The organism is Streptomyces sp. NPDC004327 (genome assembly GCF_042873935.1).
Taxonomy (GTDB): domain Bacteria; phylum Actinomycetota; class Actinomycetes; order Streptomycetales; family Streptomycetaceae; genus Streptomyces.
This window is the reverse complement of sequence record NZ_JBIAME010000001.1, coordinates 748,875-764,530: the sequence shown is the minus strand read 5'-3', so window position 1 is coordinate 764,530 and position 15,656 is coordinate 748,875. Positions and strand designations below refer to the sequence as shown.

Here is a 15,656-nt window from a genome sequence, read left to right as displayed (position 1 = left end):
GCGGGCCGTACGCATGGACAGCCGCCCGGCCGGGACGGGGTCCCGTCGGTTCCCGGATGGCCTCCACCGGTGCGGCGGTGGACCTTCGGGCCCACCGCCGTGAACTGCTTCGCGCCGCCGTGACCGGCTACGTCATGTGGTGCGCCTCCGACCGCCGGCGCCGGCCGGCGTCGCCCCGGCGGTCACGGTGCCGCCGTCGCGGCGTCGGCCGGCACGACGGCCGTACCTCGCGCCCGAGTGGCCACGATGGGCTCCGCCAGCACCTCGGCCCGGCCGCTGTCGTCGACGGACCTGCAGATGATCCGCAGCTCGAAGTCGACGGTCCGGCTGCGCCTCCCCTTCGACGCCAGGCGCGCCTCGGCCTCGACCACATCGCCGCCGCGGACCGGCGCGAGGAACTCGACCGACGCGTACCCGGCGAACAGGCTCTCGTGGCCGTCGATGGTGATCGCCAGGTGCGTTCCGGCGTCCCCGAAGAGCTTCAGCCCGAAGGCCCCGTCGACGAGGTTCCCCGCGTAGTGCGCCTCGGAATGGGCGACGTAGCGCTGGTGCACGACCTTCATGCGATCTCCCTGTCGATGGGGCCGAGGCGGCGGGCGACGGTCTCGCCGTCGAGCTCGATGCCCGGGTAGCCGCGCTTGGCGAGCTCGGTACACATCCGGCGGTACTTGCCGACACCGCCCACGTATCCGAGGAAGGTCGTCGGCTTGCCGGCCACGTTCGACCCCCGGTACCAGGAGTCGGCGGTCGCGTACAGCGTCTGGTTCACCGTGTTCTCGGTGATCTGCACCCAGTCCTCCTGGGCTTCGGCCGTCGGCTCGATGACGTCGGCCCCCACGACCTTGGCGTGCCCGATCAGATCGGTGATCCAGTCGACGGCCTGCTCGATCGTGACCACGACGTTGCTCGCGAGCGCGGGGCTCTGCGGTCCGGCGATCATGAAGAAGTTGGGGAACCCTGCGGCCATGACGCCCAGGTACGTCCGGACTCCGTCGCTCCACGCGTCCTGCAGCCTGCCGGCCTGCGGGGTGGAGACGTTCAGCGCGAACAGCGGGCCGGTGAAGGCGTCGAACCCGATCGCCAGCACGATGGCGTCGACCTCGTAGGAGCCGCCCGTCGTGACGATGCTGTCGCTCGTCATCGTGTCGATCGGCTCGTCGCGCAGGGAGACCACCGAGACGTCGGGGCGGTTGAAGGTCTCGTAGTAGTCGGTGCCGAAACAGCTGCGCTTGGCGCCGAGCGGGTGGAAGCGGGGTTCGAGGACGGCGGCGGTCTTCGGGTCGTGGACGATCTGGCGGATCTTCTCGCGCACGAACTCCGCGGCGGTCTCGTTGGCCCTCGCATCGGTCAGCAGATCGGAGAACTCGCTGCCGACGCCGTTGAATCCGCTGCGCACATAGGCCCGCTCGTAGCGCTCACGCCGTTCCTCGTCGGAGACGTCGAACGCGGCTGCGTCCGGGATGTAGTCCGGGATGCCGCCGAGCGAGTGGCGGCACTCCTCGCGGATCGCCGTGTAGTTGCTCTTGATCGCGTCGACGTAGTCCGTCGACAGGGGGGCGTTGCGGGCGGGGAACACGTAGTTGGGGGTGCGCTGGAACACGGTGAGGTGCTCGGCGACCTCGGCGATGAGCGGAATGCACTGCACCGCGGACGATCCGGTGCCGATCACGGCGACGCGCTTGCCCGCCAGGTCGCTCAGCGGAATGTTCCACCGGCTCGTCGAGACCGTGGCCCCGGTGAAGTTCTCCAGGCCCGGCACGTCGAAGTCCTTGGGCGTCGAGAGACCGCCCGAGGCGGCGAGCAGGTGACGGCCCCGCCGGGTCTCACCGGAGTCGAGGGTCACCTCCCAGAGCCGCTCGTCCGGGAGCCAGTTCGCGGAGGTCACCTTGGTGTTGAAGCTGAAGTGCCTGCGCAGGTCGAAGCGGTCCGCGACGTGGTTGATGTAGCTCAGGATCTCGGCCTGCGGGGCGAAGCGCTGGCTCCACGTCCACTCCTGCAGAAGCTCCTGGCTGAACGAGTAGGAGTAGTAGATGCTCTCGACGTCGCACCGGGCGCCGGGGTACGTGTTCCAGAACCAGGTACCGCCGACATCGGGCGCGACCTCGAATCCCGCGAACGTCCAGCCCTTCTCGACGGCCTTGTAGGCCGCGTAGAGGCCTGAGAATCCCGCACCGACACAGAGGAGGTCGACGACGGGTGCGGTGGGTGGAGCGGTCTCAGTCATGCGTGTGCCTTCGGGTAGTCGAAATGCGGATGACATCTGGCCGTCAGGGCTTCGCCTCGGCGGGGGCCGTTCGCCCCTCGGCACATCAGAACGCAGTTCTTAGTCAAACGACTTAGTCGTATGACCAACGGAATCTAGCCATGGGTACGAGCGGCGTCAACAGTCGAGGGTGAGTCAGTTCGCCGCGGCCGCGCGCCGTCAGGCACCGGCAACGCCCCGCAGATGGCGCGCCACCTGCGAGATCGCCTCGTCCGTCCTGGAGAACACGCCCACCTCGGTGAAGAAACCGTGGAACACACCGGCACAGCGGGTCACGGTGACCTCGACGCCGTCCTGCCGCAGCCTCTCGGCGTACGCCTCGGCGTCGTCGCGGAGCGGGTCGACCTCGGCGGTGAGAACCAGCGCCGGCGGGAGGTCGCGCAACGACTCGGCGCGCATCGGTGCGGCGTAGTGATCGACCGCTCCCCCGTGCTCGGGGCCGAGATACTGCTCCCAGAACCATTGGGCATCCGCACTGGTCAACAGGGGTGCGTCGGCGAACTCCGTCCAGGACGGGGTGGCGAACGCATCGTCGACGGCGGGGTAGACGAGCACCTGGGCCACGGGGCGGGCGAGCCCGAGATCCCGGAGCTTGAGGCACAGCGCGGCAGCGAGGTTGCCGCCGGCGGAATCTCCCCCGACGGCGATCATGTGCGGATCGACACCGAACCCGGACGCCGATCGGCGCAACCAGGCGAACGCGTCGAAACAGTCGTCGAGCGCGGCCGGATAGGGGTTCTCCGGCGCGAGTCGGTACTCCAGGGAGAACACCGCCCACCCGGATCGGGCGGCGATCGCCCGGCAGACCTCGTCCACTCCGTCGAGGGTGCCGAGGACGAAGCCGCCACCGTGCAGATAGACCAGCGCCGGGCGCGGCCCGGCCGACGGCGGCGTGCCGTCCGGATGGTAGAGGCGTGCCCGGAGTTCGCCGGAGCGGGCCGGCAGGGTCAGGGGTTCGATCCGGTCGAGAGGCGTGATCGGGTGCTCCGAGGGCGGCGTGGCCAGGAGCTTGCGCGCCGTCTCGGCACCCAGTTCCCGTACGGGCTTCTCAAGGGTTCCGGCGATGACCTGTGCCGCGTACTGCGCATCGGCGTCCAGCCGGTTCCAGTACGAGGGATTCACTTCATTCACTGCAGGGCCTCCCCGAAGTCATTGACAGGTGGCGAGCTGTACCCCACCATCCTAGTCACCTGATCTAGTCAATTGACCATGACGATCACGGTCCATCCGAGATCCGAAGCGGCCGATTCACGGCGCGCGTGATCTCCCGAAGTCGAAAGGACTGGAGGATGACCGAAACCACGACGGCCCCTGCGGTGTCCGGTGCAGCGACGGCCACAGAGGTCGACGTAAGGATCGAGGACGACGCGACTCCCCTCGTCCGGCTGATCGGCCGCGCCTTGAGGGATTCCGCCCGCGCGGGCCATGCGCTCCAGGTGCTGCGCAAGCCGGCGGCCACGGTGGCGATCCGGTCCCACGAGACGCCGCAGGCGGCGACGATCGCCTTCGCCGGAGGCGTCATCGAGGTCTCGAGCGGAGTCCTCGTCGAACCCGATGCCACGATCACCGTCGACCTGAACGCCCGGTTCGCGCCCGCCGACGTCCCGGCGGGCGACGCCGAGCTCGCCGCGGACGCGTTGCTCGCGCTGTCCCCGCCGGTGCCGGACTGGCAGACGGCCGCCGAGCACTTCTGGACCGCCGCCCGCTCCGTACCGGGAATTCCGGACGTGCTCATCGCCGTCACCGAAGGCCCCGAGGGCCTGGAGCAGGTCGTGCTCGGCGAGGGCACGACCCATTACCTCATCGCCGGAGCCCCCGAGACGCTCGCCGGCGTGTTCTCCGGAGCCGACGACCTCCTCGCCGTTCTCTCCACGGGTGCGCTCGGGATCCAGGGCACCCTCTCCCAGCTGTCGGTCATGGTCGGCGCTTCCTGGAAGGTTCGTTACGATGTCTGAACTCACCAAGCCCGTCAGGGGAGTTGACGCCCCCGTTGCCACGACTCGGGCCGTCCGGATCGAGGCGACGAACCACGACGGCTCGTTCCTCGGCAAGACCCTGGCGCCGAAGAAGTTCGCCTCGGGCGCGGATTCCGGATTCGCCTTCGCCGACCTCCTGTTCGGCCTCGACCTCGGCAACGCGCCGGCCTTCGGCTTCGCCTTTCCCGACTGGCGCGGGCATCTGGACGACGTCTACCTCCGCCCCGACATGTCGACGCTGGTCGAGTGGGAGCCGGGCCTCGACGCCGTGATCGGCGACTACTGGCTGAAGGACGGCACACCGGTCCCCATCTGTCCGCGCAACCTGACGAAGAAGATGGTCGACCGGCTCGCCTCGCTCGGCTTCACCGCGACCGTCGCCGTCGAGATCGAGGCGACCGTCTTCGAGGAGTCCATCCACGAGGCGCGTGCCCGCGGATACCGCGACCTGACTCCGCTCGGCGGGAGCGCGGGAACGGCCTATCACCTGGCGAAGTCCAAGGACTGGACCGGTTACATGAACGCCGTCGCCGACCGGCTGGACGCGGTCGGCATCGAGTGGGAGGCGTGGAACGACGAGGACGCCGCCGGCCAGATCGAGATCAACCTGGCGCCCGGCGACCCGATCACGGTCTGCGACGCCTGGGCGCGGACCCGCCAGATCATGCGCGAGGTCGCGTTCGACCTCGGCCACACGGTCACCTTCATGGCCAAGCCCACCGCGGGTTACGGGCAGGCCTCGCACATCAACCTGTCCCTCCAGCGTGACGGCGTCAACGCGTTCTACGCGGCGGAGGGGCCGTCGGAGGCGATGCGCCATGCCGTCGGCGGTCTGCTCGCGACGATCGAGGGCAACACCTCGATCGTGCTCCCGCAGATCACCTCGTACCGGCGCCTGGTGGACCTCAGCGGCCCGCCGGTCACCGCCACCTGGGGCATCAGCAACAAGACCACCGCGATCCGGGCGGTGTGCGGGCACCCCTCGTACTCCCGCCTGGAGTACCGCGTCCCCGGCGCCGACTCGAACCTGTACCTCGCGCTCGCCGGCGTGCTGGCCGGTGTGGTCGCGGGTCTGGAGCGCAAGATCGAACCGCCGGAGCCGGTCGCCCAGATGGCGTGGTGCATGCCGCCCGGCGAGATCACCCGGCTGCCGGACACCATCACGAAGGCCGCTGCCGCGCTCGAGGCGGACCTGGTCCTTCGCGACCTCCTCGGTGCCGAGTTCGTGGACTACTGGGTCGGATCGCGCCGGTGGGAGTGGATGCAGTTCCACACCGCCGGCGGGGACCCGTTCGCCGAGCTCTCCGAGTGGGAGTCCGCCCGATACTTCGAACTGCCGTGAGCGCCGCGGACGAATCGCCGACCGCGGTGCGGCCGCTGATCGGCATCACCGGACGACGGATCCGGCTGGACCGCACCAAGGGTGCGGACCGGCGGTACGGCGATCGCTGCGCCGACAGCTACATGTCCGACTACGCGATCCGGATCGCGCGGGCCGGGGGCCTTCCCGTGCACCTCGCGTACGAGACGGATCCGGAGGCGGTCTGCCACTGGCTGGCCGGTGTCGTCGTCGCCGGCGGGCAGGACCTGCATCCGGCGTGCTGGGGAGGGGATCCCTCCGTGGTCCGCGACGTCGACCCGCGCGCGGACCCCATGGTCCACGACATCGAACGGGACAGGTACGAGCTCGCACTCGTACGTGCCGCGCTCGACCGGGGGATACCGGTGCTCGCCGTGTGCCGGGGCATGCAGGTCCTCAACGTCGCGCTCGGCGGCACGCTCATCGCCGACCTTCCGCCCGGCGAGGTACGGCATCTCTCGCAGGTGGTCGCGCCCACCGACGGTACGGACGATCACGTCGTGACCTTCGAGGCCGGGTCGATCGTGGCGGGACTGTTCGGTGAGCGGGCCGTCACCAACTCGTGGCACCACCAGGCCGTCGATCGCTGCGGCACGGGGCTTCTCGTCACGGGTCGGACGGCCGACGGAGTGGTCGAGGCGGTGGAGCTTGCGGACGCACCGGTTCTGGGAGTCCAGTGGCACCCGGAATGGATGGAGAGCGACGATCCGACGATGACCTGGATCGTCGAGGAATCCGTCAAACGCCTGCGGTGACGAGGCCAACCGAGCGCGTCAGCGCGTCGCCCGCGCGCGGACGCCGCTCGGGTCCGGTCAGGGGCCGTCGGGGGCCGTTATCGGGCGAGCTTCGTGGCCAGCCACGCGTCGAACACATCGACGACGATCTCTGCCTGCTCGACGGCTCGCGACCGGTCGGCATACGTCAGCCAGTTCACGACGAAGCCGTCCGTCAGAGTGCTGAGGACGAAGCCGATCTGGTCGATCGTCTCGGGCGTGACGTCCTGTCCGGCGGCGGCTCGCGCGAGGATCGACCGCACGACGTTGAACGCCTCGTTGTACACGGTCACCGCCGGATGATCTTCCTGACGCTGCGCCCAGCTGATCAGCTCGAAGCTCGCGGACGCGAATTCCGGATCGGACTCGAGATACCAGTTCAGGAGTCCGCGGAGGATCGCACGCGCGGTCGCGACGAGGTCGCCGTGCACATCGTTCTCGATCAGAACGTCGCGGTACCTCTCCGTCAGCCTCTCGAAAACGGCTGCGAACAGCAGCTCCTTCGTCTGGAAGCAGTAGTGCAGCGTGGCCAGCGGGGCGTTCGCCTGCTCGGCGATGCGGCGAGTCGTCGCACCGTCGACGCCGTGGCTGGCGATCACTTGGATGGCCGCGTTCACCAGATCGTTGCGTCGCTCGGCCACCGGTACCCGTGCCACATCTTCCCCCTGCCTGAGTTGGACGTTTGATCAAGTCGACACCCAGGCTACCAGGCGGTTTGTCCGCCTCGACCGACATCGCAACCTCAGGCCGAAACAGTTGGTCATATGACTTGTTCGTATGACCAAGATGAAGCAGCATGACTCTCACCCCTCGAGCAGACCCGATGCCGCCGCCGGCATCGACTGGAGGATTGGCTATGCCGAACCCGGCACTCACTCGCATCACCGCCGGCACGCCCCCCGAACGGGCGGTCGAGATCATCCTGCGAGACGGCGGGGTGATCGTCGAAGCCCTCTTCGACGACACGGTGATCGCAGGCCTCAAGAACGACCTGGATCCCGTGCTCGACGCGGTGGACCCGGGGCACGACGAGGTGTTCGCCGGCAACCGCACCCGTCGGGCGGGGGGCCTGTTCGCGAAGACCGAGCACATGGTCACCGTGGCGCTGAACCCGATGTACCACCGAGTCGCCGAGCTCATCCTCGACGAGCCACTCAACGTCTTCTTCGGAGAAGAGGCGGCGCCGGCTCCCTCGGGGATGCACATCGGCGCCACCATGGCCATCAAGATCGGCCCCGGCCAGGGCGCGCAGCCGCTCCACCGCGACGATTCGGTCTGGCTGTGGCGGCACCCGGACTACCGGCGCGAAGCCCGGGTGCAGATCATGGTCGCGGTCAGCGACTTCACCGCCGAGAACGGCGGAACGCTGGTGATTCCCGGGTCGCACCTCTGGGACGACCACCGGGCGCCCCGGCGCGAGGAGGCGGTCCCCACCGAGATGAAGGCGGGTTCCGCGCTCATCTGGATCGGATCGACCTATCACGGCGGCGGCGAGAACACGACCGCGGACACCCATCGTTTCGGGCTTTCGATGGGCTGGGATCTCGCCTTCCTGCGCACCGAGGAGAACCACTTCCTCGCATACAGCCTGGAGCAGATCCGGAAGCTTCCGGAAGAGATTCAGCGAGCTCTCGACTGGTCGTCGGAGCACTACCTCGGCTGGGCCGAAGTCGCCGGCCAGATGTCCGACCCCATGGACCTGCTCAGGCGGGACGACTACACCTCCCTCGACGCCGGCCTGCCCACCACGCTCTGACGAAGATCAAGGAACCGAGTAAACATGGCATTCAGAGACCTGCTCTTCCTGCTCGCCGACGCCTGGATGATCGTCGTCGGATTCACCTTCGGGTGGAAATTCATCCGGAATTTCAAGAACTATCTTCTCGGCCTCGAATGGATCATCGTCGCCACCTCCGGGTCGAACTTCTTCGTCTACGCGCTCCTGGGCGCCGACGAGAAGAGCCCCATGTACACCGTCGCGTTCTTCTTCGACCAGTTCTCCCGGTCGGTCGGCATCACGCTGATCCTCGTCATGGGCCTGATGCAGGTGACGCACCGGTACAAGCCGTCCGTGAGGACGGATGTCGGGGTGTTCGTGTTCGCCGCCCTGGTCGGACTCATCCTGCTGTTCTTCAGCGCGCGGCTGGGCGTGGGGGTCGCCGTCTTCCTCATCGTGGTCAATGTTCTGACCACCTTGTTCCTGATCTACTTCGCGAGGCGGCTCTGGTCGATCGGCGCGAAGGGAATGGCCGTTGGCGTGAGTCTGGCGACCGCCGCCGGATGTGCCATCGCCTGGACGTACGACTTCGTCCACATTCCGGGTGACGACGCGGCGCACACCCTCTTCTACATCGGCGCGCTGAGCACCTGGGGATTCCAGATGTTCGCCTACTACTTCGCCTACCGCGCCCTGCACAGGCACAACGAGTCGGTCGACGCGGAGCCGACCCGACGTGAGCAGAGCCGTGCCGGGGCCGAGGAGCAGTCGTGGTCGTGAAGGAAACGCCCCAGCCAGAGGGAGACGCGGCCGCTCGCCGTCCGCAGCCGGCCGTCAGGCCCGAGCAGATGGGAGACGACCCCTCCATCGCGACGCTGACCGGGTTGCTGGCCGAGCGCGCGCGGCGATCCCCCGATCAGGAGTTCCTGCGCTTCGGTGAGGAATCCTGGACCTTTGCCGAGATCGACGCCTGGACCTCCCGGCTGGCGCACCGGCTGATCGAGGCGGACGGCCTCCAGCCCGGCGACCGCGTCGCGATCATGCTCCCGAACATCGTGCACTGGCCCGTCGTATGGCTGGCAGCGCTGAAGGCCGGCGCCGTGGCGGTACCGGTCAACTCCTCGTACAAGCGGGCCGACCTCTCCTTCCTCCTGCGGGATTCGGGAGCCCGGGTCGTGTTCACCGATCACGAGCGGGCGGGTCTCCTGAGGGAAGTCGCCGACACCGAGACCGATCTGGCGGACCTGCGCATCGTCGACGTCGCCGAGGACGGGTCCGCGCCCTTCCCGGCGACCGCTCCGGCGGTGCGCCCCACCGCCGAAACCCTGGCGAACCTGCAGTACACCTCGGGCACCACCGGCTTCCCGAAGGCGTGCATGCTCACCCACGACTACTGGGTGCGGCTGGGCTGGACCTGCGCCGCGGTGACCGGCCTCGGGCCCGACGACGTCCTGCTCACCGCTCAGCCGTTCTCCTACATGGATCCGCAGTGGAACACCGCGCTCGCCCTGACGATCGGGGCCCCGCTGGTCGTGCTGCCCCGGTTCTCCGCCTCGGGCTTCTTCGCGGACATCCGCCGCCACCGCGCCACCTTCTTCTATGTGCTCGGGTCCATGCCGACGCTGCTCTTCAAGCAACCGCCGAACCCCGACGACCTGGACAACCAGCTGCGCCTGGTGCTCTGTTCGGGCATCCCGATCGGGATCCACGCGCAGCTGGAGGAACGCTGGGGCGCGCCGTGGCGGGAGATCTACGGCATGACCGAGACCGGCGTCGACCTGTTCGGTTCCGTCGACGACGCGAACTCCGTGGGAAGCGGGAGCCTGGGGCTTCCGGTGCCGACGAAGCGGGCCCGGGTGGTCGATCCGCAGGGAGCCGATCTGCCCGACGGCGAGCCCGGTGAGCTGATCGTCTCGGGCAGGCCGATGATGCTCGGCTACTGGAACCGTCCTGAGGACACCGCCCGCGTGCTGCGGGACGGCTGGCTGCACACCGGCGATGTCGTCGTCCGCCGGCCGGACGGGGGCATCCGGCTGGTCGGTCGCATCAAGGACATGGTGCGCCGTGGCGGCGAGAACATCGCGAGCGCCGAGGTCGAGGCCGCTCTCGAACGTGACGAGGAGGTCGTGGCCGCCGCCGTCGTCGCCGAACCCGACGAGACCTTCGGCGAAGAGGTCAAGGCCTTCGTCCAGCTCTCCGCCGGGGTGCCGGCCGACCGTACGACCGCCGCGCGGCTCGTCGACCGGGCCGGCCGGCAGCTCGCCCGTTTCAAGGTGCCGCGCTATGTCGAGTTCGTCACCGACTTCCCGCGGACGCCGTCCGAGCGCGTGTCCAAGCCGGCGCTCAAGGCCCGTGCCGCGGCCGAGCCCGGCGTCACCTTCGATCTGGGCGCGCGGCGCGGCTCCGCGGGCGCGTCCGGTGTCCCGTCCGCCGTGGCTACCGTCCCGTCCGCCGTCCCGTCCACGGACATCCTCGATGTCGACGTCGTACGGGACGTGGCGGTGCTGACCCTGTCCCGTCCGGAGAAGCTGAACGCCATGAGCGTCGCCACGCGACGCCGACTCGCCCACGACATACGGAAGTTCGGGACCGGCGAGAGCGTGCGCGGGATCGTGCTCACGGGTGCGGGCCGGGCGTTCTCCGCCGGCGAGGACCTCCAGGCGCCGCCCACCTCGTACGAGGAGATGCGGGAGGCGTTCGAGACCTTCCACGACATCACCCGCGCCATCGTGGAGACACGGGTCCCCGTCATCGCGGCCGTGAACGGTCTCGCGGTGGGCGGCGCCTCGGAGATCACCCTCTGCTGCGACGCACGGATCGGAAGCCCGGCGGCGGAGTACTACCAGCCGGAGAACGGCCGGGGCATCACGATCTCGAACGCGTCGAGCCTGCTGCTGACCCGGCTCGTCCGGAACCACGCGATGCGCATGGTCCTCGGCTCGCCGCGGATCGGTGCCGAGGAGGCCCTGCGGATCGGCCTCCTGGACGAGATCGTCGCGCCCGGCGAACTGGTCGACCGTGCCGTCGACCTGGTCGTCGAGTGGACACCGGAGAACAACACGACGGCGCTCCACCTCGCGCTCCTGCGGCCGCGGCTCGACGAGATCGAGGAGGCCTTCGCCCGTGAGGACGCCGCCGCGCGGGACACCTGGGAGAGCGGGGTGTTCCAGGCGGGCGTCGAAGGCTTCTGGTCCGCGAAGGGCACCCGCAAGTAGAGCCGGACAGGGGCCGGTACGGCCCCTTCCACAACGAACGACAGAGGAGAAGACGTGATCGACACAGAGGCCGCGGTGCTCACCGCGGTGAACGAGCCGCTCGAGATGACCACGATCCAGGTGGACGATCCCGAGCCCGACGAGGTGCGCGTCGCGGTCACGCACGTGGGCCTGTGCCACAGCGACCTGCACTACATGACCGGCACGGTGCCGATCGACCTGCCGGTGGTGGTGGGTCACGAGGTGGCCGGTGTGGTCGAGGCGATCGGCACCGCGGTGACCGGCCTGCGGGTCGGCGACCGCGTGGTCGGGGCGCTGACGCCGTCGTGCGGCCGGTGCGTCAACTGTGAGGCCGGCCGGTCGACGCAGTGCCGCCGCGTGGCGGAGGTCCGTCGGCGTCCGCGTCCCGCGTTCCAGCTGACGGACGGCAAGCCGGTCGAGCGGCTCGGCGACGTCGGCGCGTTCTCCCGGCACACCCTCATGCGGGAGAACGCACTGGTGAAGCTGGACGACGCGGTGCCGCTGCACGTGGGGTGTCTCCTGGCGTGCTGTGTCATCACCGGCGTCGGCGCCGTCTTCCGCGGTGCCCGGGTGCGTCCGGGAAGCACGGTGGCGGTGATCGGCTGCGGCGGCGTCGGGTCGGCCATCATCCAGGGAGCCAGGCTGGCGGGGGCTTCGGCCGTCGTCGCCATCGACCTGGACGAGGCACGACTGGAGGCCGCGCGCGGTTACGGCGCGACGCATGTCGTGAACGGCGGCGCCGAGGACGTCGCCGCGGAGGTTCGCAAGCTGTTGGGCGACGGGGTCGACTACTCGTTCGAGGCCGTCGGCTCGGCGCGCACCGCGGCCACGGCGCTCTCGGTGGTGCGCGAGACCGGCACCGCGTGCCTGGTGGGCATCGCCCCGGAGGGCACCGAGCTCAAGGTACCCGCGTCGGACTTCTTCTTCGGCGAGAAGCGCCTCATCGGCTCGTACATGGGATCGGGGCAGGTGCGCCAGGACATCGCCCAGCTCGCGCGCCTCTACCAGCAGGGGCGGCTGCTGCTCGACGAGATGGTCACGCAGGTCATCCCGTTCGGCGAGATCAACGAGGGCTTCAAGGCGATGCGCAGCGGTGACGTGACGCGCATCGTCGTCGACCTCAAGGCCTGACCAACAACGGATGCAGAGGTGACTCACATGTCCAGCGGCGAGACGACGATTCCCCAGCCGGTGAACTACATCGCGGACGCCTGGAGCGCCTGCGAGACGATCCGGGGCGAATGGAACGTCGACCCCAACACCCGGGAACCGGTGCACCGCGCGGTCACGACCGGATCCGAAGACGTCGAACGGGCGCTGCGGCACGCCGAGGGCGTGTACGGCGTCGGCCGGTGGGACGACGAGGCCCGCCGGGAGCGTGCCGACGTGCTCGAGCGCGTCGCCGCGCTCATCGAGACCCGGGTCGAGGACATCGCCCGCACGGATTCCCTGACCAGCGGCGTGCCGATCGGCGTCACCCGGAAGGTGGCGGCGTTCCTGCCCGCCAGGATCCGGGCGACGGCGGCGGATCTGCTGAACATCCCCCGGGTCCGCGCTCTGGCGGCGGGCGGGCGCGATGTCCGCCTCTACAAGGTCCCGTGGGGGCCGGCCGCCATCCTCACGCCGTGGAACGGCCCGAGCTTCATCCCCGCGGCCAAGGTCGTGAGCGCGGTCGCGGCGGGCTGCCCGGTGATCCTGAAGCCGTCGGAGCACGCCCCGGGCAGCGCGCAGATCATCGTCGAGTGCTTCGTCCAGGCCGGGCTGCCCAGCGGCGCGCTGCAGCTCGTGCACGGACGCGGCGACGTGGGTGCCGCACTGAGCGGTGACCCGCGCGTCAAGGTCCTGTCGTTCACCGGCGGTCCGGCCGCCGGCCGGGCGATCGCCCGGGCCGCCGCGGAGGACTTCAAGGTCCTTCAGCTGGAGCTCGGCGGCAACAACCCCGCGCTCGTCCTGGACGACGCCGACGTCGAGGTCGCCGCCGACGGGATCTTCGAGGGCATGACCAAGCTGAACGGCCAGTGGTGCGAGGGGCCGGGCAAGGTGCTCGCCCACAGGAGCCTGGTGGGGCCGCTGCTCGAAGCGCTGACCGAGCGCATCTCCAAGGTCGTGATCGGTCATTCGCTCGACGAGGGCGCCGAGTTCGGTCCGATCTCGAACGCACCGCACTTCGCGACGCTGGAGAGCCGGATCGAAGGACTGCGCGCCCTGGGGGCGAGCGTCCACCGCCCGGCCCGGCTGCCCGAGCTCGACGGGTTCTTCCTCTCGCCGACCGTCGCCGCCGGGGCCGACCCGGCGAAGGCCACCGCGGAGCTGTTCGGTCCCGTGGTGTCCCTGCACGCCGTCGATTCCGACGAGGAGGCGCTGCGCATCGCGAACGCCCACCCCTCGGGGCTCGACGCCTATGTGTTCGGCGGCGACACGGAGCGCGCGATCGAGGTCGGCTCGCGCGTGCTGTCCGGCGAGGTGCGGGTCAACGGCGCCAAGCTCGCCGACCTCGGCGACGATTCCGCGCAGAGCTTCTGGGGGCCGTCCGGCATCGGCGGTCACGGCCCGGCCGAGTCGGTGCGCGTGTTCTGCGGGGACCGGGTGGTCGGAGTCGACTCGCCGGACCTTCCGTTGTGAAACGCGCCGCTGTCGTGTCCGGGACGCGGGCGAAGGACGCGGCGGCCGCGGGCTGACGTCTTCGGACCCAGCCGTCGAGACCGCCCGATGACCGAATCCAGAGCCGCTGGAGAACCACCTTGCTGAACCTCTCGATCCTCCTCGAAGACTCCGCCCGCACGTTCCCGGACCGGGACGCACTCGTGCTCGGCCCGACCCGGCTGACCTACCGCCAGGTCGACGAGGCGGCGAACCAGGTCGCCAACCTGCTGGTGTCCCGGGGCATCCGGCCCGGCGACAAGATCGCCCTCAGCTGCCCCAATCTGCCCTCCTTCCCCATCGTCTACTACGGCGTGCTCAAGGCGGGTGCGGTCGTGGTCCCGCTCAACGTCCTGCTCAAGGGCCGCGAGATCGCCTACCACCTGAAGGACGCGGACGTCTCGGCGTACTTCTGCTTCGAGGGAACTCCCGAGCTGGCCATGGCCGCGGAGGGTCATGCCGGATACGAAGAGGCCGGGACGGTCGAGCACTTCTTCGTCATCACCGCCGACCAGGAGGAGCCCAGCCCGATCGCCGGCACCGAGACGCTCGGTCAGGCACTCGCCGGCATGAGCACCGTGTTCGAGTCGGTGGTCAGGGAGCCGACCGACACGGCGGTCATCCTCTACACGTCGGGCACGACGGGACAGGCCAAGGGCGCCGAACTCTCCCACGCGAACACGATGATGAACGTGCTGGCCAACAACCGGTTGTTCCGCAACGAACCGGCCACCGACAGCCACGTGGTGTGCCTTCCGCTGTTCCACACCTTCGGCGCGACGGTACAGATGCACGCGGGGTTCTCGGTCGCGGCGACCCTGCACCTCGTGCCGCGCTTCGCCGCCCGTGAGGTGGTCGACCTCATGAGCCGCGAGGTCATCACGTTCTTCGCGGGTGTTCCGACCATGTGGTGGGGGCTGCTCAACGCGCTCTCCGACGATGTCGACGTACGCCGGATCGCCGGCAACCTGCGGATCGGCATCTCCGGTGGAGCGGCCCTGCCGGTCGAGATCATCAACCGGGTCGAGCAGCGCCTCGGCGTCACCGTGCTCGAAGGGTACGGGCTGTCCGAGACGTCGCCGGTCGCCACGTTCAGCGACCCCCGGCTCCCGTCCCGGCCGGGCTCGATCGGCGTCCCGATCTGGGGCGTGGAGCTCAAGCTGATCCGCCCGGACTGGACGGAGGTCACCGGGGCCGGGGAGGTCGGCGAGATCGCGATCAGGGGCCACAACGTCATGAAGGGCTACTACAACCGCCCGGAGGCGACGGCCGAAGCGATCCGGGACGGATGGTTCCGAACCGGGGATCTCGCCCGACGCGACGAGGACGGCTTCTACTACATCGTCGACCGGGCCAAGGACCTCATCATCCGTGGCGGTTTCAACGTCTACCCCCGCGAGGTCGAGGAGGTGCTCCACACCCATCCGGCAGTCAGCCTCGCGGCGGTCATCGGCGTCCCGCACGACAGCCACGGCGAAGAGATCAAGGCCTTCGTGATCCTCGAGAAGGACGCCGCCCTCACCGCCGACGAACTCGTGGCCTGGGGCAAGGAGCACATGGCCGCCTACAAGTACCCCCGCATCGTCGAACTCGTGTCGAGCCTGCCGATGACCGGCAGCGGAAAGATCCTCAAGCGCCGGCTGGGCTGAAGCCGAACCGTTGCCGCGTACCACACGGAGCAAGGAACCATG

General features: G+C 69.3%; 13 protein-coding genes. 9 read left to right on the top strand and 4 right to left on the bottom strand.

The genetic code is table 11. The features are described 5' to 3' along the window. Nucleotides 1-182 precede the first annotated feature (182 nt). The 3 genes from ACFYU9_RS03320 to ACFYU9_RS03310 form a co-directional block, all read right to left on the bottom strand. Nucleotides 183-563, bottom strand: coding sequence for a hotdog domain-containing protein (locus ACFYU9_RS03320; RefSeq protein ID WP_389217940.1), 381 nt, complete (start codon nt 561-563; stop codon nt 183-185). Further along, nucleotides 560-2,224 carry a flavin-containing monooxygenase gene (locus ACFYU9_RS03315; RefSeq protein ID WP_389341898.1) on the bottom strand — a complete coding sequence of 555 codons (1,665 nt, stop codon included), beginning with the start codon at nt 2,222-2,224 and terminating at the stop codon, nt 560-562. The genes ACFYU9_RS03320 and ACFYU9_RS03315 overlap by 4 nt, the downstream gene beginning before the upstream one ends. A 198-nt stretch (nt 2,225-2,422) precedes the next feature. Continuing rightward, a complete protein-coding gene (locus ACFYU9_RS03310) occupies nt 2,423-3,394 on the bottom strand; it encodes an alpha/beta hydrolase (RefSeq protein ID WP_389341895.1) in 972 nt (323 codons plus the stop codon). A 158-nt stretch (nt 3,395-3,552) separates the two neighbouring features. Here ACFYU9_RS03310 and ACFYU9_RS03305 point away from each other — a divergent pair, with 158 nt between their 5' ends. Genes ACFYU9_RS03305 through ACFYU9_RS03295 form a run of 3 tightly spaced genes read left to right on the top strand, consistent with a single transcriptional unit; the run spans nt 3,553 to nt 6,354 of the window. Then, entirely contained in the window at nt 3,553-4,218 is a 666-nt protein-coding gene (locus tag ACFYU9_RS03305; RefSeq protein ID WP_389217931.1) for a hypothetical protein, read from the top strand. Beyond that, on the top strand, nt 4,211-5,581 hold the full coding sequence (locus ACFYU9_RS03300; protein ID WP_389217928.1) for a glutamine synthetase family protein: 1,371 nt from the start codon (nt 4,211-4,213) through the stop codon (nt 5,579-5,581). Before ACFYU9_RS03305 ends, ACFYU9_RS03300 begins: the two co-directional genes overlap by 8 nt. Next, nucleotides 5,578-6,354, top strand: a complete 777-nt coding sequence (locus ACFYU9_RS03295) for a gamma-glutamyl-gamma-aminobutyrate hydrolase family protein (RefSeq protein WP_389341892.1) — start codon at nt 5,578-5,580, stop codon at nt 6,352-6,354. The genes ACFYU9_RS03300 and ACFYU9_RS03295 overlap by 4 nt, the downstream gene beginning before the upstream one ends. A gap of 77 nt (nt 6,355-6,431) precedes the next feature. Here the strand turns inward: ACFYU9_RS03295 and ACFYU9_RS03290 are convergent, their stop codons facing one another. Then, on the bottom strand, nt 6,432-7,013 hold the full coding sequence (locus ACFYU9_RS03290) for a TetR/AcrR family transcriptional regulator (RefSeq protein ID WP_389217923.1): 582 nt from the start codon (nt 7,011-7,013) through the stop codon (nt 6,432-6,434). 155 nt (nt 7,014-7,168) lie between these two features. Here ACFYU9_RS03290 and ACFYU9_RS03285 point away from each other — a divergent pair, with 155 nt between their 5' ends. From ACFYU9_RS03285 to ACFYU9_RS03260, 6 genes are all read left to right on the top strand, one after another. Further along, nucleotides 7,169-8,128 (top strand): phytanoyl-CoA dioxygenase family protein, encoded by a 960-nt coding sequence (locus ACFYU9_RS03285; protein WP_389341889.1) that lies wholly within the window; start codon nt 7,169-7,171, stop codon nt 8,126-8,128. A 24-nt stretch (nt 8,129-8,152) separates the two neighbouring features. Next, nucleotides 8,153-8,869 (top strand): transporter, encoded by a 717-nt coding sequence (locus ACFYU9_RS03280; RefSeq protein WP_389341886.1) that lies wholly within the window; start codon nt 8,153-8,155, stop codon nt 8,867-8,869. Nucleotides 8,870-8,937: 68 nt separating this feature from the next. Continuing rightward, the gene (locus ACFYU9_RS03275; RefSeq protein ID WP_389341883.1) at nt 8,938-11,304 is read left to right on the top strand and encodes an AMP-binding protein; all 2,367 of its coding nucleotides are present in this window, start codon (nt 8,938-8,940) and stop codon (nt 11,302-11,304) included. Between the two features lie 54 nt (nt 11,305-11,358). Next, nucleotides 11,359-12,456: a Zn-dependent alcohol dehydrogenase gene (locus tag ACFYU9_RS03270; protein WP_389341880.1), complete on the top strand. Its 1,098-nt coding sequence runs from the start codon at nt 11,359-11,361 to the stop codon at nt 12,454-12,456. A gap of 27 nt (nt 12,457-12,483) precedes the next feature. After that, a complete protein-coding gene (locus ACFYU9_RS03265) occupies nt 12,484-13,947 on the top strand; it encodes an aldehyde dehydrogenase family protein (protein WP_389341877.1) in 1,464 nt (487 codons plus the stop codon). A 119-nt stretch (nt 13,948-14,066) separates the two neighbouring features. Then, complete coding sequence (locus tag ACFYU9_RS03260) at nt 14,067-15,614, top strand: long-chain fatty acid--CoA ligase (protein WP_389341874.1); 1,548 nt, start codon at nt 14,067-14,069, stop codon at nt 15,612-15,614. The last annotated feature ends 42 nt before the right edge of the window (nt 15,615-15,656 follow it).